The sequence below is a fragment of the Gammaproteobacteria bacterium genome (genome assembly GCA_011375345.1).
In the GTDB taxonomy this organism is placed as follows: domain Bacteria; phylum Pseudomonadota; class Gammaproteobacteria; order DRLM01; family DRLM01; genus DRLM01.
On sequence record DRLM01000027.1, the window covers coordinates 1 to 18,884 of the forward strand.

20 protein-coding genes, 1 tRNA gene and 1 pseudogene are annotated in these 18,884 nt (G+C 63.3%); 19 read left to right on the forward strand and 3 right to left on the reverse strand.

Annotated features, from left to right (window positions below; genetic code table 11):
• The 7 genes from ENJ19_02220 to ENJ19_02250 all read left to right on the forward strand — a co-directional run.
• The coding region (locus ENJ19_02220; GenBank protein ID HHM04545.1) for a DUF4124 domain-containing protein at nucleotides 1–935 on the forward strand (935 nt) is incomplete at its 5' end.
• 139 nt (nucleotides 936–1,074) lie between these two features.
• Nucleotides 1,075–1,443: a group 1 truncated hemoglobin gene (locus ENJ19_02225; GenBank protein ID HHM04546.1), complete on the forward strand. Its 369-nt coding sequence runs from the start codon at nucleotides 1,075–1,077 to the stop codon at nucleotides 1,441–1,443.
• A 19-nt stretch (nucleotides 1,444–1,462) separates the two neighbouring features.
• On the forward strand, nucleotides 1,463–2,437 hold the full coding sequence (locus ENJ19_02230) for a 2Fe-2S iron-sulfur cluster binding domain-containing protein (protein HHM04547.1): 975 nt from the start codon (nucleotides 1,463–1,465) through the stop codon (nucleotides 2,435–2,437).
• A 282-nt stretch (nucleotides 2,438–2,719) separates the two neighbouring features.
• Nucleotides 2,720–3,310 carry an aminodeoxychorismate/anthranilate synthase component II gene (locus ENJ19_02235; protein ID HHM04548.1) on the forward strand — a complete coding sequence of 197 codons (591 nt, stop codon included), beginning with the start codon at nucleotides 2,720–2,722 and terminating at the stop codon, nucleotides 3,308–3,310.
• Between the two features lie 19 nt (nucleotides 3,311–3,329).
• On the forward strand, nucleotides 3,330–4,358 hold the full coding sequence (gene trpD / locus ENJ19_02240; protein ID HHM04549.1) for an anthranilate phosphoribosyltransferase: 1,029 nt from the start codon (nucleotides 3,330–3,332) through the stop codon (nucleotides 4,356–4,358).
• A gap of 11 nt (nucleotides 4,359–4,369) precedes the next feature.
• Nucleotides 4,370–5,176, forward strand: coding sequence for an indole-3-glycerol phosphate synthase TrpC (trpC, locus tag ENJ19_02245; protein HHM04550.1), 807 nt, complete (start codon nucleotides 4,370–4,372; stop codon nucleotides 5,174–5,176).
• Between the two features lie 219 nt (nucleotides 5,177–5,395).
• A complete protein-coding gene (locus ENJ19_02250; GenBank protein HHM04551.1) occupies nucleotides 5,396–6,670 on the forward strand; it encodes a type IX secretion system membrane protein PorP/SprF in 1,275 nt (424 codons plus the stop codon).
• A gap of 299 nt (nucleotides 6,671–6,969) precedes the next feature.
• On the opposite strand, the gene crp is transcribed toward ENJ19_02250, so the two are convergent.
• A complete protein-coding gene (crp, locus tag ENJ19_02255; protein ID HHM04552.1) occupies nucleotides 6,970–7,608 on the reverse strand; it encodes a cAMP-activated global transcriptional regulator CRP in 639 nt (212 codons plus the stop codon).
• Nucleotides 7,609–7,715: 107 nt separating this feature from the next.
• Between crp and ENJ19_02260 the strand changes: the two genes are divergently transcribed.
• Genes ENJ19_02260 through speD form a run of 3 tightly spaced genes read left to right on the forward strand, consistent with a single transcriptional unit; the run spans nucleotide 7,716 to nucleotide 9,457 of the window.
• Complete coding sequence (locus tag ENJ19_02260) at nucleotides 7,716–8,135, forward strand: OsmC family protein (GenBank protein ID HHM04553.1); 420 nt, start codon at nucleotides 7,716–7,718, stop codon at nucleotides 8,133–8,135.
• 52 nt (nucleotides 8,136–8,187) lie between these two features.
• Nucleotides 8,188–8,586: a VOC family protein gene (locus ENJ19_02265; GenBank protein ID HHM04554.1), complete on the forward strand. Its 399-nt coding sequence runs from the start codon at nucleotides 8,188–8,190 to the stop codon at nucleotides 8,584–8,586.
• A gap of 52 nt (nucleotides 8,587–8,638) precedes the next feature.
• Entirely contained in the window at nucleotides 8,639–9,457 is an 819-nt protein-coding gene (speD, locus tag ENJ19_02270) for an adenosylmethionine decarboxylase (GenBank protein HHM04555.1), read from the forward strand.
• Nucleotides 9,458–9,477: 20 nt separating this feature from the next.
• On the opposite strand, the gene coq7 is transcribed toward speD, so the two are convergent.
• Entirely contained in the window at nucleotides 9,478–10,122 is a 645-nt protein-coding gene (coq7, locus tag ENJ19_02275; protein ID HHM04556.1) for a 2-polyprenyl-3-methyl-6-methoxy-1,4-benzoquinone monooxygenase, read from the reverse strand.
• A 44-nt stretch (nucleotides 10,123–10,166) separates the two neighbouring features.
• Nucleotides 10,167–11,387: a (Fe-S)-binding protein gene (locus ENJ19_02280; GenBank protein ID HHM04557.1), complete on the reverse strand. Its 1,221-nt coding sequence runs from the start codon at nucleotides 11,385–11,387 to the stop codon at nucleotides 10,167–10,169.
• Nucleotides 11,388–11,467: 80 nt separating this feature from the next.
• Between ENJ19_02280 and ENJ19_02285 the strand changes: the two genes are divergently transcribed.
• From ENJ19_02285 to purH, 9 genes and pseudogenes are all read left to right on the forward strand, one after another.
• A complete protein-coding gene (locus ENJ19_02285; GenBank protein HHM04558.1) occupies nucleotides 11,468–11,776 on the forward strand; it encodes a (2Fe-2S) ferredoxin domain-containing protein in 309 nt (102 codons plus the stop codon).
• A pseudogene (locus tag ENJ19_02290) lies at nucleotides 11,777–12,290 on the forward strand (ATP-binding cassette domain-containing protein).
• Nucleotides 12,277–12,705 (forward strand): 50S ribosomal protein L13, encoded by a 429-nt coding sequence (locus ENJ19_02295; protein ID HHM04559.1) that lies wholly within the window; start codon nucleotides 12,277–12,279, stop codon nucleotides 12,703–12,705. Before ENJ19_02290 ends, ENJ19_02295 begins: the two are co-directional and overlap by 14 nt.
• A gap of 18 nt (nucleotides 12,706–12,723) precedes the next feature.
• Nucleotides 12,724–13,116, forward strand: a complete 393-nt coding sequence (locus ENJ19_02300; GenBank protein ID HHM04560.1) for a 30S ribosomal protein S9 — start codon at nucleotides 12,724–12,726, stop codon at nucleotides 13,114–13,116.
• 90 nt (nucleotides 13,117–13,206) lie between these two features.
• Nucleotides 13,207–13,280 (forward strand) — tRNA-Gln (locus ENJ19_02305).
• A 122-nt stretch (nucleotides 13,281–13,402) separates the two neighbouring features.
• Nucleotides 13,403–14,185 (forward strand): DUF3426 domain-containing protein, encoded by a 783-nt coding sequence (locus ENJ19_02310; GenBank protein HHM04561.1) that lies wholly within the window; start codon nucleotides 13,403–13,405, stop codon nucleotides 14,183–14,185.
• A 100-nt stretch (nucleotides 14,186–14,285) separates the two neighbouring features.
• Nucleotides 14,286–15,341 (forward strand): tRNA dihydrouridine synthase DusB, encoded by a 1,056-nt coding sequence (gene dusB / locus ENJ19_02315; protein HHM04562.1) that lies wholly within the window; start codon nucleotides 14,286–14,288, stop codon nucleotides 15,339–15,341.
• Nucleotides 15,274–15,561, forward strand: a complete 288-nt coding sequence (locus ENJ19_02320; protein HHM04563.1) for a Fis family transcriptional regulator — start codon at nucleotides 15,274–15,276, stop codon at nucleotides 15,559–15,561. Before dusB ends, ENJ19_02320 begins: the two co-directional genes overlap by 68 nt.
• A 128-nt stretch (nucleotides 15,562–15,689) precedes the next feature.
• The gene (gene purH / locus ENJ19_02325; protein ID HHM04564.1) at nucleotides 15,690–17,267 is read left to right on the forward strand and encodes a bifunctional phosphoribosylaminoimidazolecarboxamide formyltransferase/IMP cyclohydrolase; all 1,578 of its coding nucleotides are present in this window, start codon (nucleotides 15,690–15,692) and stop codon (nucleotides 17,265–17,267) included.
• Nucleotides 17,268–18,884 lie beyond the last annotated feature (1,617 nt).

The following is an 18,884-nucleotide window of genomic DNA, read 5'->3' on the forward strand; positions in this document are numbered from 1 at the left end:
TGATCATTTCCCGCAAGATCGGCTTATTGGCTCTGTCCGTTGCGCTGGTGATTGCTTCCGCCGCACTGGCCAAATCCATCTACAAATACCGGGACGAAAACGGTAACTGGCACTTTACCGACCAGCCGCCCCAGACCGCGGCGCCCGTGACACGCATGCAAGTGGATGTGGAGCCGGATGCCAGGGTGGTGGTGCACAAGCGTGGCACGGCGCGCTCGCCGGAATACGTGGTGTACAACGGTTACCACGGGCCGGTGGAGGTGAGCTTCACCTTCGACGAGGCCAGCAATGTGCGGTCCGAGCCGCCGCTCCCCCACCGGCTGGTGGTACCGCCACAGAGGGAAGTCCGTGCCTTCGGCGTCACTGCGCGGGACGGGCGGCGGGCCTGGTCCTACACTTTCCGCTACAGCGTCACGCCGGGTGACCCCGGCGCCAGACACGACGGCACCCTCTACCTGCCGCCCTTCGCCGCCGGCAGCCGTTTCCCCGTTACCCAGAGCTTTTTCGGCCCCTACAGCCACACCGATCCCCAAAGCGCCTACGCTGTGGATATCGCCATGCCCGTGGGCACGCCCGTGCGCGCCGCCCGGGGCGGGGTGGTGATGGATGTGAACCGGGATTTCTTTGGCACTGGCACGGACCTAAAGAAATACGGCCAACGCGCCAATACAGTGCGTATCCTGCACGACGACGGGACCATGGCCATCTACGCCCACCTCAAACTGGAGAGCGTGCTCGTCATTCCCGGTGCCCGGGTCCGGGCAGGACAGGTGATCGCGGCCTCTGGCAACACCGGTTTTTCCACCGGTCCCCATCTGCATTTTGCGGTGCAGCGCAATGACAGGGGGACACTGGTGTCAGTGCCTTTCGCCTTCAAGAGTGCCACCGGCCATCGCGCGGTGCCAAATGAAGGAGATGTGCTCAGTGCCTATTGAAACTAAGGGACTGCCACCACGGGCTTTTTGAAAAACCGTAATTTGAGAGTTGACATTCTGCTCGTACGGGCTTAATAATGTATCCGCGGTATATCTTTTGGTGAGTCGTTACATTTGAGAATTTTGGAGTGACACAATCATGAGTGAAAGTCTTTATGATCGCATCGGCGGGGACGCCGCGGTAAACGCCGCCGTGGACGTGTTTTATCGCAAGGTCCTGGCGGACGACCGGATCAACATGTTCTTCGAAGGGGTGGACATGGACAAGCAGGCCGCCAAGCAAAAAGCCTTTTTGACCTTCGCCTTCGGCGGTCCCAACAACTACTCGGGCAAAGACATGCGCGAGGGCCACGCCCACCTGGTGGCCCGGGGCCTGAATGACAGCCATTTTGACGCCGTGGTGGAAAACCTGGGGGCCACCCTCAAAGAACTGGGCGTGCCCGATGAGCTGATCCAGGAAGCGGCCGCCATCGCCGAAAGCACCCGCAACGACGTGCTGGGCCGCTGAGCCCCCCCTCGCCGCGCCCATGCCGCAGATTCGCTACCAAGGCCACGCCTACCTCCTTGAGGCGGGCGAAACCGTTTTGGAGGGATTGGAGCGGCAGGGCGTGGCGCTCCCCTCGTCCTGCCGCGCGGGGGCCTGTCAGTCCTGCCTGCTGCGGGCCGCTGTTGGCACACCTCCTCTCCAGGCCCAGGCCGGACTGAAAGACACCCAGCGCGCGCAGGGCTATTTTCTGGCCTGCCAGTGCCGGCCGTCCGGTGATCTGGACATCGAAGCTCCCGCCGCGGGGCAGGTGGGGTGCACGGCGCGGGTGGTCGGCAAAATGCCCCTGAACGGCGCCATCGTGCGCGTCGCGCTGCAGCCCGAGCGGCCGTTGGACTACCGCGCCGGACAGTTTGTCAACCTCGTCCGGGAAGACGGCCTCAGCCGCAGCTATTCCCTGGCCAGCGTGCCCGGTCTGGACCCGAATCTGGACGTGCACGTGCAGCGCCTCGAAAACGGCCGCATGAGCGGCTGGATCCACGGCAGCCTGGAGGTCGGTGACAGCGTGCAGCTGCACGGTCCGCTGGGGGAATGTTTCTACCTGCCCGGCCGTCCCGAACAAACCCTGCTGCTCATCGGCACCGGTTCCGGGCTGGCGCCCCTGTGGGGCATTGCCCGTGACGCGCTGCGCCAGGGTCATACCGGCCCCATCCATCTGTTTCATGGTTCGCGCCACCGCGCCGGCTTGTATCTGGTGGATGAACTCAGGGCCCTGGCCCAAAGCCACGCCAACTTCCACTACACCCCCTGCGTATCCGGTGAAGCGGCCGCCGGGGACATTGCGGCCGGGCGCGCCAGCGAGCTGGCCTTGGCGGCGTTTCCCAATCTGAAAGACACCCGGCTCTACCTGTGTGGCCACCCCGACATGGTCAAGACCGCCAAGAAAAAAGCCTTTCTCGCCGGGGCCTCCCTGGCCGACATTTACGCCGATCCCTTTGAACTGGCACCGGCCGCGTAAAACGCTTTCTACCCCATCATGCCCAAAGGCTCTTCAGGGAAAATGTACCTGGGCGCCGGGTGGGGATGGGTGTGCAGTTGGAGGGTGACCGTCTCCCCCGTCCCATGGTCCGGAAGGTGGAGAAGATCGTCGCAGGTCGCATGGCGTCTGGCCGGTTCGTTCACGGTGCTCCCCGGAACTCGCCCCGGCGAAATAAACGTCCTCCTCTCACCGGTCCAGCTCGGCGGGAGCGGCGCAACGCGATATACTGGGGTTTTTTCAGGCCCGCGGCGAGATCACACCATGTTGTTGATGATAGACAACTACGATTCCTTCACTTACAACCTGGTGCAATACTTCGGCGAGCTGGGGGCGGATGTGCGGGTGTTCCGCAATGACCAGATCACGGTGGCGGATATCGAAAAGCTGGCGCCGGATCAGCTGGTGGTCTCGCCGGGGCCCTGCACACCCAACGAGGCGGGCATCTCCCTGGCCGCCATCAGGCATTTTGCCGGCAAGATCCCCGTTTTGGGGGTGTGCCTGGGTCATCAAAGCATCGGCCAGGCTTTCGGCGGCCGGGTGGTGCGGGCGCGCACCATCATGCACGGCAAAACCTCGCTGGTGTTTCACAATAATGCGGGCGTGTTCGCCGGCCTGCCCAATCCCTTTGAGGCCACCCGTTACCACTCCCTGGTGGTGGACAAAGACAGCCTGCCCGGTTGCCTGGAAGTGACCGCCTGGACCCAGACCGGGGACGGCGCCGTGGATGAGATCATGGGCCTGCGCCACGGCCACTTGGTGGTGGAGGGGGTGCAGTTCCATCCCGAGTCCATTCTCACCCAGCACGGCCACGCCTTGTTGAACAATTTTCTCAAATTCAAAGCCGCCGCCTGAAACCCGGAGCCTGAACACCATGGATTTGTCCACCGCCATCCGCACCGTCACCGAACGCCAAAACTTAAGCGCCGACCACATGACCGAGGTCATGCGCAGCATCATGACCGGGGGTGCCACCCCGGCCCAGATCGGCGGTTTCCTGATCGGTCTGCGCATGAAGGGCGAGACGGTGACGGAGATCGCCGCCGCGGCGGCGGTGATGCGCGGGCTGGCCAGCCGCGTGGAAGTGGACGCGCCCCATCTGGTGGACACCTGCGGCACCGGCGGAGACACCAAGGGCACCTTCAACGTCTCCACCGCCAGCGCCCTGGTGGCTGCGGCAGCGGGGGCGCAGGTGGCCAAGCACGGCAACCGTTCCGTTTCCAGCCGCTCTGGCAGCGCCGATGTGCTGGAGGCGGCGGGGGTGAATCTGAATCTGTCTGCCCCCCAGGTGGCCCGCTGCATACGCGAGGTGGGCGTCGGTTTCATGTTCGCGCCCCTGCACCACGGCGCCATGAAGCACGCCATCGGCCCGCGCCGGGAAATGGGGGTGCGCACCGTGTTCAATCTGCTGGGGCCGCTCACCAATCCCGCTGGCGCGCCCCACCAGGTGATCGGCGTGTTCAGTGACCAGTGGCTGGTCCCCCTGGCGGAGGTGCTGAAGACCCTGGGCAGCCGCCACGTGCTGGTGGTGCACGGCGAAGACGGGGTGGACGAAATCAGCATCGGCGCCCCCACCCAGGTGGCGGAGCTGAAAAACGGCGGCATCGAACGCTACTGCATCACCCCCGAACAGTTCGGTTTGAGCCGCTGCGACATCGGCGATCTGGTGGTGGCCGACGCCGCCGCCAGTCTGGCCCTGATCCGCAGGGTGCTGGCCAACGAGCCCGGCCCCGCGCGGGATATTGTCGCCCTCAACGCCGGTGCGGCGCTCTATGCGGCGGATGTGGCCGCCGGTTTGGGGCAGGGGGTGGAGCGGGCGCTGGCGGTCATCGCCAGCGGGGCCGCGGCGGAGAAACTGGATCAGCTCATTGGCCTGTCGCAAACGTTCAACAACAACGATTGACAAAAGCGCCCATGTCAGATACCCCCGATATTCTCAAACGCATTCTCCAGCGCAAAAGCGAAGAAATTCAAAGCCGCCGCGCAGCGCGGAGTGAGGCCGATTTGCAGGCCGCGCTCGGCAAGGCGCCGCCGCCGCGGGGGTTCGTCGATGCCATGCGCGCCAAGCTGGCGGCCGGTGAGGCGGCGGTGATCGCGGAAATCAAAAAAGCCTCCCCCAGCAAAGGGGTGCTGCGGCAAGATTTCGATCCCGCCACCATCGCCAAGAGCTATCGGGCGGCGGGTGCCGCCTGTCTGTCCGTGCTCACCGACCGGGATTTCTTTCGGGGCTCGGACGCCTGTTTGCAGGCGGCGCGGGCGGCCTGCGACTTGCCGGTGCTGCGCAAGGATTTCATCATCGACCCTTATCAGGTGCTGGAAGCGCGGGTGATCGGCGCCGATTGTATTTTGCTCATTGTGGCGGCGCTGGACGACGCCAGCTTGCGCGACTTGTCTGCCCTGGCCGCGGAGCTGGGCATGGACGTGTTGGTGGAAGTGCACGATGCCGCCGAGCTGGACCGGGCCCTGGCGCTGGAACTGCCGCTGGTGGGCATCAACAACCGCAATCTGCGCACGTTCGAAACCCGTTTGGGCACGACGCTGGCGTTGTTGCCCCGTATTCCTGACGACCGGATTGTCGTGGCGGAAAGCGGTATCCTCAGCCCGGCCGATGTGGCTTTGCTCCGCCGCCACGACGTGCATGCCTTTTTGGTGGGGGAGGCCTTCATGCGGGCACCGGAGCCGGGTACGGCCCTGGTCCGTTTGTTCGGCGCACGCGGCTGACCCTCGCGCCGGGGCGGTGTGCCCAGCCCTGCACATTGCCGCGGCGGGAGTTTGCCGTCACCAAACCAGTCGCATGCCCCTGGTGGCAGCGGATAAAGATTCGCCCCGCGGCGGCCGATAAGCCCGCGGAAGGCGGCGCGGCGGGTGTTGACGCCCTCGGATCACTTCACTACATATGGCGCTGGAAGCCCATTGACACAACAAACAGGGAGCACAGTCATGAGACACAAGATAGCTTTGCTGGCGGCGGCGCCGCTGTTATTGATCACAGCCGAAGCGCAGGCCCTGTCCTTCGGCACCTTCGACCCCCGTTCCATGGCCATGGGTGGTACCGGCGTGGCCGCCGGCACGTCCGCCAATGCCCATTACTACAACCCCGCTTTGCTGGCCGCCGCCCGGGAAGGCGAGGATTTCAGCCTGGAACTGCCCGTCATCGGTGTGCGGGTGGCGGATCCCGACGATCTGGAGAGCAGCCTGCAAGATTTCCAGGACGCGCGCTACATCGAGGAGTTCAGCGACGCGGTGGACGCCTTCAACGCCTCGAGCCAGAGCTTCGCTGTCAAGGCCCTGGATCCGAATCTGGGAGGCCGGGTGGTGAATGCCGCGGATGCCCTGGTGGATGCCCTGCCTACCTTGTCCAACAAGGCCCTGGAAGGGGATGCCAATGTGGGCATCGTGGTGGGTGTGCCGGGCGATACCTGGGGCGTGTCGGTATCGGTCACCGGCCGCGCCGTGGGTGGTGGTCTGTTGTTTGTCTCGCCCGATGACATCGCCAACTTCAAGGCCATCATCGCCGGTCTGCAAAGCGGTAACCCCGCCGGCATCGTGGATGCCGCCAACAACCTGATCGACTTTGCCGACCAGCAGGTGTTGGAATCCAAACTGCGCGGTCGCGGCGCGGCCATCGCCGAGTTTGGCGTGTCCGTGGCGCGGGAGTTTACCCTGGGTGGTCAGGATGTGGCCTTCGGCGTGACGCCCAAGTATGTGCAAGTGAGCACCTTTGACTACGAAGTGACCGTGGAAACCGCCGAAATTTCCATCGATGAGGGCAAGAAGTCTTACAACAATATCAACCTGGACCTGGGGGCCGCCAGCCGCTTCGATAACGGCTGGGTGGCGGGCCTGGTGATCAAAAACCTGCTGGCCAAGAGCTACACCACGGTCAACAACAATGAAATCAAGATCGAACCTCAGATCCGCGCCGGCATCGCTTATCAGTGGCAAAGCGCCATGCTGGCCGCCGATCTTGATCTCACCAAGAACGATTCCACCGGCTTCGACACGCCCACCCGGTTCCTGTCCGTGGGCGGTGAGTGGAATATTTTCAGGCTGCTGCAGCTGCGGCTGGGTTACCGTTACAATCTGGAAGACAGTGACACCAGCAGCTACGCGGCCGGCTTCGGCCTGTCCCCCTTCGGCGTGCACATCGACCTCGCCGCCGTGGGCAACGATCGCGAGATCGGCGCGGGTCTGCAACTGGGTTTCAGGTTTTAGCCCGCGTTCCCATCCGGCAAGGGGTCCGGCTTTTATGGGGTCAGACCCGAATGGCGCTTACATAAGGGACAATTCCGCACCATCAAACAGGTATCAAAGCTCTCTTGGCTGAGCCACTGTCAGTCTATCCATAAAAAGCAGGCTGTGGATGAGAAGACGGGGAAAGCTTCTTGAACTTTTCGATAGGGAACGCTATTCCAACCGATTGAGATATAGCGCTATTTATCCATAAGTAAGTGCCATTCGGGTCAGGCCCCTTTTCTCCTTTTCTCTTTCTTCTTTAGGGGCTTGGCGGCGGTTCAGCGTGCGCCGAGCACGACGATGGTTTTGCCCTTGACCGTGATCATGTTTTGTTGTTCGAGGTTCTTCAGAACCCGTCCCACCATTTCGCGGGAGCAGCCCACGATGCGGCCCAGTTCCTGCCGGGTGATGCGAATCTGCATGCCGTCGGGATGGGTCATGGCGTCGGGCTCCCTGGTCAGGTCCAGCAGGGTCCGGGCCACCCGGCCGGCCACATCCATGAAAGCCAGGCGGCTGAGCATGTTGCTGGTGCGGCGCAGGCGCAGGGCCATTTGCGAGGCCAGGGCGAAGAGAATGTCGGCATCTTCGGCGGCCAGCTGCCGGAAGCGGTTGTAGCTGATTTCCGCCACTTCACATTGGGAGCGGGCCCGCACCCAGGCACTGCGGTGTTCGCCGGTCTCGAACAGGCCCATTTCACCGAAGAAATCGCCGGCATTGAGGTAGGCCAGCACGATTTCCCGTCCTTCGTCGTCCTCGTTGACCACTGCCACCGAGCCCTGGGTGATGTAATACAAGGCGTCCGGCGGATCACCGGCATAAATGATCACGCTTTTGTTGGGATAGCGCCGCCGGTGGCAGTGCACCAGGAAGCGTGAAATGGCGGGGTTGTCCGTTGGTTTTGCTAGAGCTAGAGCCATCCTGCTGTTCCTTGCCGCCGCGGCATGCGGCGTCGCGATAGGGGTTTGGGTGGACGTCGGGTATCATATCGGCCCCATGTCCCGGAGTTTTTAGCTCGGAGTATGTGATGAAGGTCAATATCAGATGGGTGCGGGACGCCATGTTTGTGGCGGAGTCGGAAAGCGGTCATGCCCTGGTGATAGACGGGCCGCCGCAAGGGGGCGGGCGTAACCTGGGGGTGCGGCCCTTGGAAATGCTGCTCATGGGCATGGGGGGATGTACGGCCTACGATGTGGTGGCCATCTTGCGCAAAGCCCGTCAGAACGTAACCGATTGCGTGGCTGAGCTGAGCGCCGAGCGGGCGGAGACCGTGCCCAAGGTGTTCACCCGCATCCATGTGCACTTTGTGGTGAGCGGCCGCGGCCTGAAAGAAAGCGCCGTGGAACGGGCGGTGAAACTGTCGGCGGAAAAGTATTGCTCGGCTTCCATCATGTTGGCCAAGGCGGTGAACATCAGCCACGATTTTGAAATCCGGGAGGCTGGCTAAATCGCAGGGATTGCCTATAATGAGCGCCCTTTTCAGGCACAGGTGAACAGCAATGAGAAAGCCGCCGGCCACAGCGGGTTTGCGCCACGTCGCGCTGTTTGTGACGGATCTGGAGGCGTGCGAGCGCTTTTATGTGGATCTCCTGGGCATGGCCGTGGAATGGCGTCCTGACCCCGATAACGTTTATCTCACTTCCGGTTGTGACAACCTGGCTTTGCACCGCCTGCCTGAAGGCACCCGGGCCAGTGGTGCGCAGCGCCTGGATCATATCGGGTTTGTTCTGCGTGCACCTGAGGACGTGGACGCCTGGCATGCCTACCTGGCGGCCCACCGTGTGGCAATGAAAACCGAACCCCGGACCCACCGCGACGGGGCCCGCAGTTTTTATTGTTTTGACCCCGCGGGCAACACGGTGCAGATGATTCATCATCCTCCCATCGCCGGGGCATGAGGAGGCGATCCGTCTTTGCCGGCGAGCGCTGCGAATTTAAATGGTCCGCAAGATGAGCAGAAGCAAGGGTTTGGTCAGGCCCTTGAAAAAGCTGAAGCTGCACGGCTTCAACAATTTGACCAAGACGTTGAGTTTCAATATCTACGATATCTGCTTCGCCACCACTGAGCAGCAGCGGTGCGAGTACATCGAGTACATCGACGAAGCCTACAATGCCGAACGGCTGACTCAGATATTGACAGACGTGTCCAATATCATCGGTGCGACCATTCTCAACACCGCGCGCCAGGACTACGAGCCTCAGGGTGCCAGCGTCACTATGCTGATCTCGGAAGAGTCGGTGGCTTCGAACGTGCTCAGCAATGCGCCGGTGCCGGGGCCTTTGCCCGATGCGGTGGTGGCTCATCTGGACAAGAGCCACATCACTGTGCATACCTACCCGGAAAGCCATCCGGATAACGGTATCAGCACCTTCCGGGCGGATATCGATGTGTCCACCTGTGGCCGGATCTCACCACTTAAAGCTTTGAACTACCTCATTCACAGTTTCGAGTCCGACATCGTGATCATGGACTACCGGGTGCGGGGTTTCACCCGGGATGTGCGCGGCAAGAAGCATTTCATCGACCACGAAATCACTTCAATTCAAGATTTTATTGCCCGCGATACCAAGCAGCGCTATCAGATGATCGACGTCAACGTCTACCAGGAAAACATCTTCCACACCAAGATGATTCTGAAAGAGTTCGAGCTGGACAACTATTTGTTTGGTACCGGCGTGGACGAGCTGGCGCCGCGGGAGCGGACCGCCATTCGGCAGCGTCTGCAACGGGAGATGGCGGAGATTTTCTACGGCGAGAACCTCAAATAAACCGCAAGTTGTTGTTTGGCTTACAGCCTGTAGGCGGTTTTGGTCATGACCTTGGAGGTCAGGGTCATCAGCGTTTTGATGGGGGCGGGCAGCGCCGCGCCCCCGGCCGCCAGGGCAGTGGTGGCGTGGCGGAGTTCGTCTTCCCGCATTTGTTCCAGCACCGCACGGCTTTTTTGGTCTTGTTCCGGCAGGCGTGCCAGGTGACCGTCCAGATGTTTCACCACCTGCCGCTCCGTTTCCACCACAAAACCCAGACTCCACTTGTCTCCGGCTAGGCCGGCGAGGGCGCCGATGGCGAAGGAGCCACCGTACCACAGCGGATTCAAATAACTGGTGTGGCTGTTGAGTTGTCTGATGCGGCGCTCGCACCAGTCGAGATGATCGTTTTCTTCCAGCGCCGCGCGTTCCATTTTTTCCCGCACATCGGGCAGCTTGGCCGTCAGCGCCTGGCCCTGGTAGAGGGCCTGGGCGCACACTTCGCCGGTGTGGTTCACCCGCATCAGGCTGGCCGCTGTTTTGCGCGCTGTGGCGCTTAACTCCGGTTCCGGCTTGGTGGCGGCGGGATCGGGTCGCTCCGTGGTTTGCGGCCGGCCGAAAACGGTGCGCAGGGCGCGGTCCACGTTGATCACCAAACGGTCCAGGGGGCTGAGAGTGCGAGTTGTCATGGCAGGGGAAGATACAAGACCCGGGCAGGGTGAGGCAAGGGGGGTCAGCCGAGCCGCGAGGCAAGCACGGACACCGGGTGCAGTACCTTAACGTGCAGCCCCGCCGCGAGCAGCCCCGCCCGCAAATGCAGCGCGCAGCCCGTATTGGACGTCGCCAGCAGTGTCGCCCCGCTGTCCCGCAGCGCCCGGATTTTTCTATCCCCCAGGGCATCGGCCATGGCCGGCTCGTTCAGCACATAACTGCCCGCAGCGCCGCAGCACTGCTCGTTGCCGGGCAGGGGGACAGGTTCCACGCCCGGAATCCTCCCCAGCAGCCGGTACGCGTGGGTCTGCTGCCGCAAGGGGTAGCGCAGCGAGCAGGGTTCCTGCACCGCGATCCTGATGGGCCAGGACCGAAAGCGGGTGGTGGGCGGCCATTGGGCTGTGGCCAGAAATTCGCACACATCCCGGACTGGCGTGGCCGGGGCCGGCGTCGCTTCTGTCAGCTCGGCGCCACAAGCGCTGGCGGTGGTGATGACCGCCTCGACATCGTATTGGTCGAAGGCGTGCCGGTTGCGTTTGCGCAGCTCGCGGGCCGTGCCGGGCTGGCCATTGTGCTGGTGCAGGGCGCCACAACAGCCCTGCGCTTTCGGAACATGGACGTCGTAGCCGCAGTGATTGAGCACGGTGATGGCGTCAGTCAGGGTCACGCGATCCACCACCTCCGCCACGCACCCCAGGAACAAGGCTACGCTGCCCTGGCGCGGGCCACGGGCGCGATAACAGTCCTGCCACGGAGTCTGCGGTGCCAACGGTGGCAGCAGGCGGCTCAGGCGGCGGGTGTCCGGCCTGAGCAAGCCGCTGTGGCGTGCCAGCCATACGGCGCCGCTTTGTTGCGCAGCCCTGAGTCTGCGTCCCAGCTTGCGCAGCTCATCACGGTCGCCCACGGTGGCGAGCAGTCGCTGCACCAGCGGTGAAAGCGTTCGTTCGTGGTTGAACGCTTCGCGCGTGCCGTCCAGCAGCCTGCCGTAGGCCACCCCGGCGGGGCAGGCCGCTTCGCAGGCCCGGCAGCCCAGGCAATGGTCCAGATGGGCCTGCAGGCGGGATCCGGCCGGCAGGTCCCCGCGCAGATACGCGTTCATCAGGGCGATGCGGCCGCGGGGCGATTCCCCTTCATCTTCCCGTACGAGGTAAGTGGGGCAATGGGGCAGGCACAGGCCGCATTGCACGCAACGCTGGGTTTCGGCCAGTAACGGGCTGGGGTCGGAAAGCAAGGAAACGGCCACCTGAAAACAAAACGCTATGATATGTTAGTGCATCGTGTTGCGCCTCGCTGTTTCTGGCGCCGTGTCTGCGAAGGATGATCATGTCTTACTACCGCCATCACGTATTTTTCTGCACCAACCGGCGTGACGACGGCGCCCAAAGTTGCGGCGAATGCGGTGCGCTGGAGCTGCGCCATCACGCCAAGCAACGCATCAAAGCCCTCAACTTGCGCGGTGCGGGCGGCGTGCGCATCAACACCGCCGGCTGTCTGGACCGTTGCGGCGAGGGGCCGGTGTTGGTGGTTTATCCCGAAGGGGTGTGGTACAGCTACGTGGACCGGGAAGACATCGATGAAATCATCGACGAACATCTGGTCAGGGGGCGCGTGGTCGAACGCCTGAAAATTTAGATGATCGTCGAGGCCCGGGGGCTGGTCAAACACGATGGCGGGCGGGCCGTGGTCGATGGCGTTTCCTTACCGGGTGTACGCCGGCAAGTGCGTGGGCGCGCCGGGTCCCAATGGCGCGGGCGAGACCACCGTGCTGCGCATGCTGTTGGGGGCGGCGCCACCCGATGGCGGAACGTTGAAAGTCCTGGGCTGGCCCATTCCCAGGCGCCCGCGGAAAGCCCGGGCCGGTCCGGGCGGGACCGGTCTGTTGCCGTTGGCCCACGCGGTGGCACTGGTGCGGCCCTTGACGGCGGGGGGACGAGGGCCCCGTCCGCTGCTGCATACCGCGGTTTTGGCGGCCTACGGCGTTGCGGTTTTTTTGTGCCCTGCTGGTGTTTCGCCGTCGTTCGCTCCGCTGAAACCGACCGGCACCTCCGCAGCTCCAATCCTGCCTTGTGTCCCACGCCCGGCTTCGGTAAAATCCGCTGTTTCCGTGAATCGGACAGGTAAGGGCGAGATCGATGAAGACCTTTAGCGCAAAACCAGAGACCGTCGAACGCGACTGGTATGTGGTGGATGCCAGCGGCAAAACGCTGGGGCGGCTGGCCAGTGAAATTGCGCGCAGACTGCGCGGCAAGCACAAGGCCGTGTACACCCCCCATGTGGATACCGGCGATTACATCGTGGTGATCAATGCCGAAAAAGTGCGCGTCACCGGCAACAAGGCTGAGGACAAAATGTATCATCACCACACGGGCTATATCGGTGGCTTGAAATCTTTTAGCTTCGCCAAATTGCGCGCGCGGGCCCCGGAGCGGATCATCGAGCGCGCCGTCAAAGGCATGTTGCCGAAAAACCCGTTGGGCCGGGCCATGTTCAAAAAGCTCAAAGTGTACGCCGGCCCCGAGCACCGCCACGCAGCGCAACAACCGCAACCCCTAGATATTTAACGCATTCAGGACATCTCCATGGCAGCACAAGTATCTTACGGCACCGGCCGCCGCAAAAGTTCCACGGCGCGGGTTTTTCTGACCTCCGGTTCCGGCAAAATCACCGTCAACAAACGCACGCTGGACCACTACTTTGGCCGCGAAACCGCGCGCCGCATTGTCATGCAGTCGCTGGAAGTCACAGACATGAAAGATGCCGTGGATATCACCGTGACCGTGACCGGCGGTGGCGGCAGCGGCCAGGCCGGGGCCATCCGGCATGGCATCGCCCGCGCCCTGCTGGCCCACGACGAAACCCTGCGCAGCCCCTTGCGCAAGGCCGGCTACCTCACCCGCGATGCCCGCGAAGTGGAGCGCAAGAAGGTCGGTTTGCACAAGGCGCGCAAACGCCCGCAGTACTCGAAGCGTTAAACCTGACCCGCGGGCTTCACGCCGCAAGGCACAGCTTGAAGGCTTCAGGTTGTGGACTTGCGGGCTGTGTTTTCTTTGGTTTGCCGCTGCTGGGGGATCGTCTAGCGGCAGGACAGCGGACTCTGACTCCGTTAACCCAGGTTCGAATCCTGGTCCCCCAGCCATTCTCCTTGTCTCCGCCGGTGTGGCGGTTCTCATTCCCTGATTGATTTGGGGCTTGCGCTGCGCGGCTGAAACGCCGACACTGTCCCCCGTTTTGTGCTCACGCCCGCTGTCCAGGGACTGGATGTACACGCGCTGCCCCCATTGCCGAACCGCTTTTTCCATTACTTCCGCTCAGCTCAGCGCAGCCGGGGGGCGCGTGCGCTGCGGCCGGTGCAGCGGCCTGTTCAGCGCCCTGGACGGGCTGGTGGACGATGCCGCTGAACTGACGGGCAAGGCGCCGGGGCTGCGCGCTGGCAGCCATCCGTCGGCTCCGCCTGGCCCGGCGTTTCTGCGGGCCGAAAACGACATCGACACCTCGTTCATCCCCTCCGTGGACGCGGCATTGCGCGCCCCCGCCCCGGTGGTGGCGCCTCCGGCCCCGGCTGGTCGTGCCGCGCCCGCCCGGTTGTTGTGGGGGCTGGGCAGCCTGGTGTTGCTGGGGGGCTTGCTGGCTCAGCTCACGTTCTACCAACTGGACGGTTTGTCCCAGCACCAGCCCCTGCGTCCCTGGCTGGCCGCTTTCTGCGGTCTGGCCGATTGTGAGCTGCCCTTGCGGCGCCAGCCCGCGGCACTGCGCCTGCTGCAGGGCACGGTGCAAAGACGGGCCACTGAGGCGGGCGCCCTGGACGTGACGGTGACCTTGGTGAACGAGGATGATGACACCCTGGCTTTTCCGCAGGTGGCGCTGACGTTTTCCGATTTGCAGGGCACAGTGGTGGCCGGCCGGCGCTTCCGGCCTGAGGAGTACCTTCCCGCAGACACCTCCCCCGCCGCCGGCCTGGCCCCGGGGCGGCCGCTGACCATTGAGTTCACCATCGTCGATCCCGGTGCCCGCGCCGTGAGTTACAATTTCGAGCTGCTCTGAATCCGAGCGAGCTGCTCCCGCCCGGGACTGAGGGCCAGCCCTTTATCCACGGCCGCCTTGGGGGTATCATGACGCCCTTTTTCTGCTGTGGCCGGATCCCATGCGCATCGGTCCCTACCTGCTCGCCAACCCTGTCGCGCTGGCCCCCATGGCGGGTGTCACCGACCGGCCCTATCGCACCCTGTGCCGCGACCTGGGCGCGGGTCTGGCGGTGTCGGAGATGGTGAGTGCCAAGGCGCTGCTGTGGGGCAGCGCAAAGACCCGCCGCCGCATCGATCATCGCGGTGAACCCGAGCCCCGGGTAGTGCAGATCGCGGGCGCCGAGCCGGCCATGATGGCGGATGCGGCCCGCTTCAACGTGGAACGCGGGGCGCAGGTGATCGACATCAACATGGGCTGCCCGGCGAAAAAGGTCTGCCGGGTCATGGCCGGCTCGGCGCTGCTGCGGGACGAGGCCCTGGTGGCGGAAATTTTGAACGCGGTGGTGCGCGCCGTGGATGTTCCGGTTACACTAAAGTTCCGCACCGGCTGGGACCGGGCTCATCGCAACGGTCCCAGCGTGGCGCGCATCGCTGAGGACGCGGGCATTCAGGCCCTTGCGGTACACGGCCGTACCCGTGCTTGCGCGTACCGGGGAGACGCGGAGTACGACACTATCGCCGCCATCAAAGAAGCGGTATCCATTCCCGTGCTGGCCAACGGCGACATCGACTCGCCGGCCAAAGCACGCGAAATCCTCGACTATACTAAAGCCGATGGCGTGATGATCGGTCGAGCGGCTTTGGGGCGTCCGTGGCTCCCGGGGCAGGTGGCCCATTTTCTGAACACGGGCGAGTGTCGCCCCGACCCCACGCCGGCGGTGGTGGCATCCCTGGTGGTAAAGCATTTGGAGGCGCTTTATACCTTCTACGGGGGGCGCACCGGCGTCCTGGTGGCGCGCAAGCACTTGGCCTGGTACAGCAAAACATATCCCGGCGGCGCAGGCTTCCGCCGGATGATCAGCCAGGCGGGGACCATGGAGGAGCAGCTTGCCGGCGTCCGCCGTTTTTTCTTTGAGCGACAACAAAGATCAGAATTTGCTGGCAAACATGACTGCACTACTTTCTCCGACCTCCAATCCCGGTTTTGTGGAACGCCGCAAACAACCCTTGAGTAATGCCGTGCGCGTGGCCATGGATTTGTATTTTCAAGACCTGAACGACGGGCCGCCGGGCAATCTCTACCACATGGTGATCCACGAGGTGGAACGCCCGCTGCTGGAAGCGGTGATGCGCCACGCTCAGGGCAACCAGAGCCAGGCTGCGAAAATACTCGGCATCAACCGGGCCACCTTGCGCAAGAAGCTGGCCGAGCACGGTTTGATGAAAACAACATAACCCACCTCTGCTCCAGGGGTGGGGTGCGCGACGAAGCGCGCAGCGTGTCCCGTCCCGCAAAAGCGTGGTGCTCACCGCCTTAACCTGGCGGTTGGAACTTCGGTCAATCCCTCATTCGGACTAACTCAATGACTTCAGCCCAAACGCCCATCCGCCGGGCGCTGCTCAGCGTCTCGGACAAAGACGGTATTGTGGACTTCGCCCGCGCCCTGGCCGGGCGGGGGGTGGTGCTGCTTTCCACTGGTGGCACAGCCGCCTTGTTGCGCCGGCATGAGATTCCGGTCACCGACGTCTCCGAACACACCGGTTTCCCGGAAATGATGGCCGGGCGCATCAAAACCTTGCACCCTAAAATCCATGGAGGGTTGCTGGGGCGGCGCGGGGCGGATGAGGCTGTGATGGCGGAGCACGGCATTGACCCCATCGATCTGGTGGTGGTGAATCTCTATCCCTTCGAGCAAACCGTGGCGCGGCCGGACTGCACCTTGAGCGATGCCATTGAAAACATTGATATCGGTGGTCCCGCCATGCTGCGGGCGGCGGCGAAAAATCACGCGGCGGTGACGGTGGTGGTGGACCCCGCTGACTATGAGTTGGTGCTGGCCGAGCTGGCGGAACACGGCGCCATCCAGGCGGACACCCGTTTTGACCTGGCGGTGAAAACCTTCGAACACACGGCCCGCTACGACGGCGCCATCGCCAATTATCTGGGCGCCGTGGACCGCCAGGGCGGGCGCTGCCGTTTTCCGCGCACCCACAATGCGCAATGGCACAAGGCCGGGGATTTGCGCTACGGTGAAAATCCTCACCAGGCCGCTGCGTTTTACACGGAGGCACGGCCGGCGGAGGCCGGGGTCGCCACCGCCCGGCAACTGCAGGGCAAGGCCCTGTCTTTCAACAATATTGCCGATACCGACGCCGCGCTGGAGTGCGTCAAAAGCTTCCCCGAGGGGCCGGCCTGCGTCATTGTCAAACACGCCAACCCCTGCGGCGTGGCCCTGGGAGGCAGCCTGTTGGAGGCCTATGATTGTGCCTACCGCACCGATCCCACCTCGGCCTTCGGCGGCATCATCGCTTTCAATCGAGACCTGGACGCGGCCACGGCCGAGGCCATCGTCTCGCGCCAGTTTGTCGAAGTCATCATCGCCCCCGCGGTGGATGAGGCGGCCCTGACCGTGCTGTCGGCCAAGAAAAACGTGCGTGTGCTGGCCTGCGGCGAATGGCCCGCGGCGCGCGCCGCCAGCTTGGACTGCAAGCGGGTGACCGGGGGGCTGCTGGTGCAGGAGCGCGACATTGCCGAAGTGGGCCCGGCACAGCTCAAAACCGTCAGCCGGCGCGCGCCCCGCCCGGAAGAGCTGAACGATTTGTTGTTCGCCTGGCGGGTGGCGAAATACGTTAAATCCAATGCCATTGTCTACGCCAAAGAGCGCATGACCATCGGCATCGGCGCCGGGCAGATGAGCCGGGTGTATTCCGCCAGAATCGCCGGCATCAAGGCCGCGGACGAAGGCCTGGAGGTGCACGGCTCGGTGATGGCTTCCGATGCCTTTTTCCCCTTCCGCGACGGCATCGATGCGGCGGCGGAAGCCGGGGTGAGTGCCGTTATCCAGCCGGGCGGTTCCCTGCGCGACGAAGAAATCATCCGGGCCGCTGACGAACATGGCCTGGCCATGGTGTTCACCGGGGTGCGGCATTTTCGGCATTGACAGGCCTGGTTCAGGAAGCCCTGATCAATTCATATCGTCGCTGGCAGGGCCCTGGTGGCCGGGGTCACTCTGCGATAAAACCTTGTGCGGGAGCACTGCCCTCGGTGCGAAGAGGGGGCGGCGAGTCAAAAAAACCGGGGGCATCTCTCGATGCCCCCGGTGTTCGGCGGGCCGTCCCGGCCCTGATCCCTCTTCCTGACGGTGATGACGATTAACTCACCGGTTTGCCTTCCGAGTACTTTACCTCGGTTCCCGTGGGCTTGGCGCCCATGCCGTGGGGGGTGAAGTCCGGGACGGTGTCGAGATCCACACTGCTGGTCTGATCCAGGTCAGGCAGGCCGGTCTCGGCCGCGGCTTCCTCGTCGGTCAAAACGTCCAGGAAGACGCTGACTTCCATGGGCTTGACGTAGTACTCGGTGCCGTCGGTGCCGGTCATCAAAGTGCCCGCAGGGATGCTGATGACCTTGTCGGCGATCTCCTGACTCATCTGCCAGCCGTTTTTGGACAGCTCCCAGTAGAGATCCGGCAAGCCGTGCATCCAGCCGTCGTATTGCAGCGACAGCGTCTTCTCATCGCCGCCTTTGTTGGTGAGGGTCACCGGATTGAGCTGGATAGGATTGGACAGCAGCACATACTCGCCCGAGCCATCGGTCTTCACCAGGAACTGCTGCGTGCCCCAGCCGTCTTGCGAGTATTCCCAGTTGAACTCCATGGGGCGCATGTCGGGGTCGGTGGGGAAGCCGAACTCGTCCACGTCGATGGCCGTGCCGTCGGCCGCCAGCGGCTGATCGCCGCTATTGTAAGCCTGCAGGCCCCATTCGCCGCTGGTGTAGACGGTGGGGGTGGTGGATTCGTCCACATCCTGCGTGGCCGGATCATCGGAGGCGTAGATCAGCTTGAGGTAGTTGTCGTCACTGCTGTCGGTGACGAAGGTGAACTTCACGTCCGGCCGCCAGGGGGTGCGCAGGTAGCTGGTGCCCGGGGGCAGGAAGTCGGCGATGTTCACCGGGTTGGCGGCGCTTTGCAGCTCGATGTACACCTCATAAGAGTCGGCGGCATCGGCGCTGGCTTTGCGTTTCACCACAAAATTGGCGCCGTTGTTGTTGATGTAATAATCCCGGCCCACCTCCGGGCTGAAGGGGTCGTCATCGTTTTCCGCGAAGGTGGGTGTCCAGGTGTCCTCATCGAAACCCGTGAGGATTTTCTGCACCCAGCCGGTGGTGGTGGTGGGACCGTTGAACTCACCGGTGTACTGGATATAGATGGAGCCGCCGATGTCCACCCAGATGTTGGCGCCGTCCTGCGGGGTAAACATCGTGTCCGACACCTGCAACTGGGGGCCGGACTCGCCCTGGACTTCCTGGGCTATGTAGAAGCCGGCGCCGCTGGCCCCGTCGGGATTGTAGGCCAGGTTGACGGCTTCCTGATTTTGCTCATCCCAGTAACCCACGTTCACGAACTTGCGGCCGCTGTCGTCGCTTTCCAGCAGGCTGAAGTCATCGAAGGCGGTGAAGGGGATGCCCTCGCTGCCCGGCGCATCGCCGCGGTTGTGGCAGGTGAGCGTATCTTGCTGGGTCTGATCATCAAAGCCCCATTCAGTCCAGCCGTCGCAATACA

What these genes read in the sequence shown, in the direction of transcription:
- ENJ19_02295 (HHM04559.1), top strand. Translation starts at nt 12,277, where the DNA reads ATGAAGACCTTTAGCGCAAAACCAGAGACCGTCGAACGCGACTGGTAT.
- coq7 (HHM04556.1), bottom strand. Translation starts at nt 10,122, where the DNA reads ATGACAACTCGCACTCTCAGCCCCCTGGACCGTTTGGTGATCAACGTG.
- ENJ19_02225 (HHM04546.1), top strand. Translation starts at nt 1,075, where the DNA reads ATGAGTGAAAGTCTTTATGATCGCATCGGCGGGGACGCCGCGGTAAAC.
- trpD (HHM04549.1), top strand. Translation starts at nt 3,330, where the DNA reads ATGGATTTGTCCACCGCCATCCGCACCGTCACCGAACGCCAAAACTTA.
- ENJ19_02230 (HHM04547.1), top strand. Translation starts at nt 1,463, where the DNA reads ATGCCGCAGATTCGCTACCAAGGCCACGCCTACCTCCTTGAGGCGGGC.
- purH (HHM04564.1), top strand. Translation starts at nt 15,690, where the DNA reads ATGACTTCAGCCCAAACGCCCATCCGCCGGGCGCTGCTCAGCGTCTCG.
- ENJ19_02235 (HHM04548.1), top strand. Translation starts at nt 2,720, where the DNA reads ATGTTGTTGATGATAGACAACTACGATTCCTTCACTTACAACCTGGTG.
- ENJ19_02285 (HHM04558.1), top strand. Translation starts at nt 11,468, where the DNA reads ATGTCTTACTACCGCCATCACGTATTTTTCTGCACCAACCGGCGTGAC.
- ENJ19_02310 (HHM04561.1), top strand. Translation starts at nt 13,403, where the DNA reads ATGTACACGCGCTGCCCCCATTGCCGAACCGCTTTTTCCATTACTTCC.
- ENJ19_02265 (HHM04554.1), top strand. Translation starts at nt 8,188, where the DNA reads ATGAGAAAGCCGCCGGCCACAGCGGGTTTGCGCCACGTCGCGCTGTTT.
- ENJ19_02320 (HHM04563.1), top strand. Translation starts at nt 15,274, where the DNA reads ATGACTGCACTACTTTCTCCGACCTCCAATCCCGGTTTTGTGGAACGC.
- ENJ19_02300 (HHM04560.1), top strand. Translation starts at nt 12,724, where the DNA reads ATGGCAGCACAAGTATCTTACGGCACCGGCCGCCGCAAAAGTTCCACG.
- speD (HHM04555.1), top strand. Translation starts at nt 8,639, where the DNA reads ATGAGCAGAAGCAAGGGTTTGGTCAGGCCCTTGAAAAAGCTGAAGCTG.
- ENJ19_02250 (HHM04551.1), top strand. Translation starts at nt 5,396, where the DNA reads ATGAGACACAAGATAGCTTTGCTGGCGGCGGCGCCGCTGTTATTGATC.
- ENJ19_02260 (HHM04553.1), top strand. Translation starts at nt 7,716, where the DNA reads ATGAAGGTCAATATCAGATGGGTGCGGGACGCCATGTTTGTGGCGGAG.
- trpC (HHM04550.1), top strand. Translation starts at nt 4,370, where the DNA reads ATGTCAGATACCCCCGATATTCTCAAACGCATTCTCCAGCGCAAAAGC.
- dusB (HHM04562.1), top strand. Translation starts at nt 14,286, where the DNA reads ATGCGCATCGGTCCCTACCTGCTCGCCAACCCTGTCGCGCTGGCCCCC.
- crp (HHM04552.1), bottom strand. Translation starts at nt 7,608, where the DNA reads ATGGCTCTAGCTCTAGCAAAACCAACGGACAACCCCGCCATTTCACGC.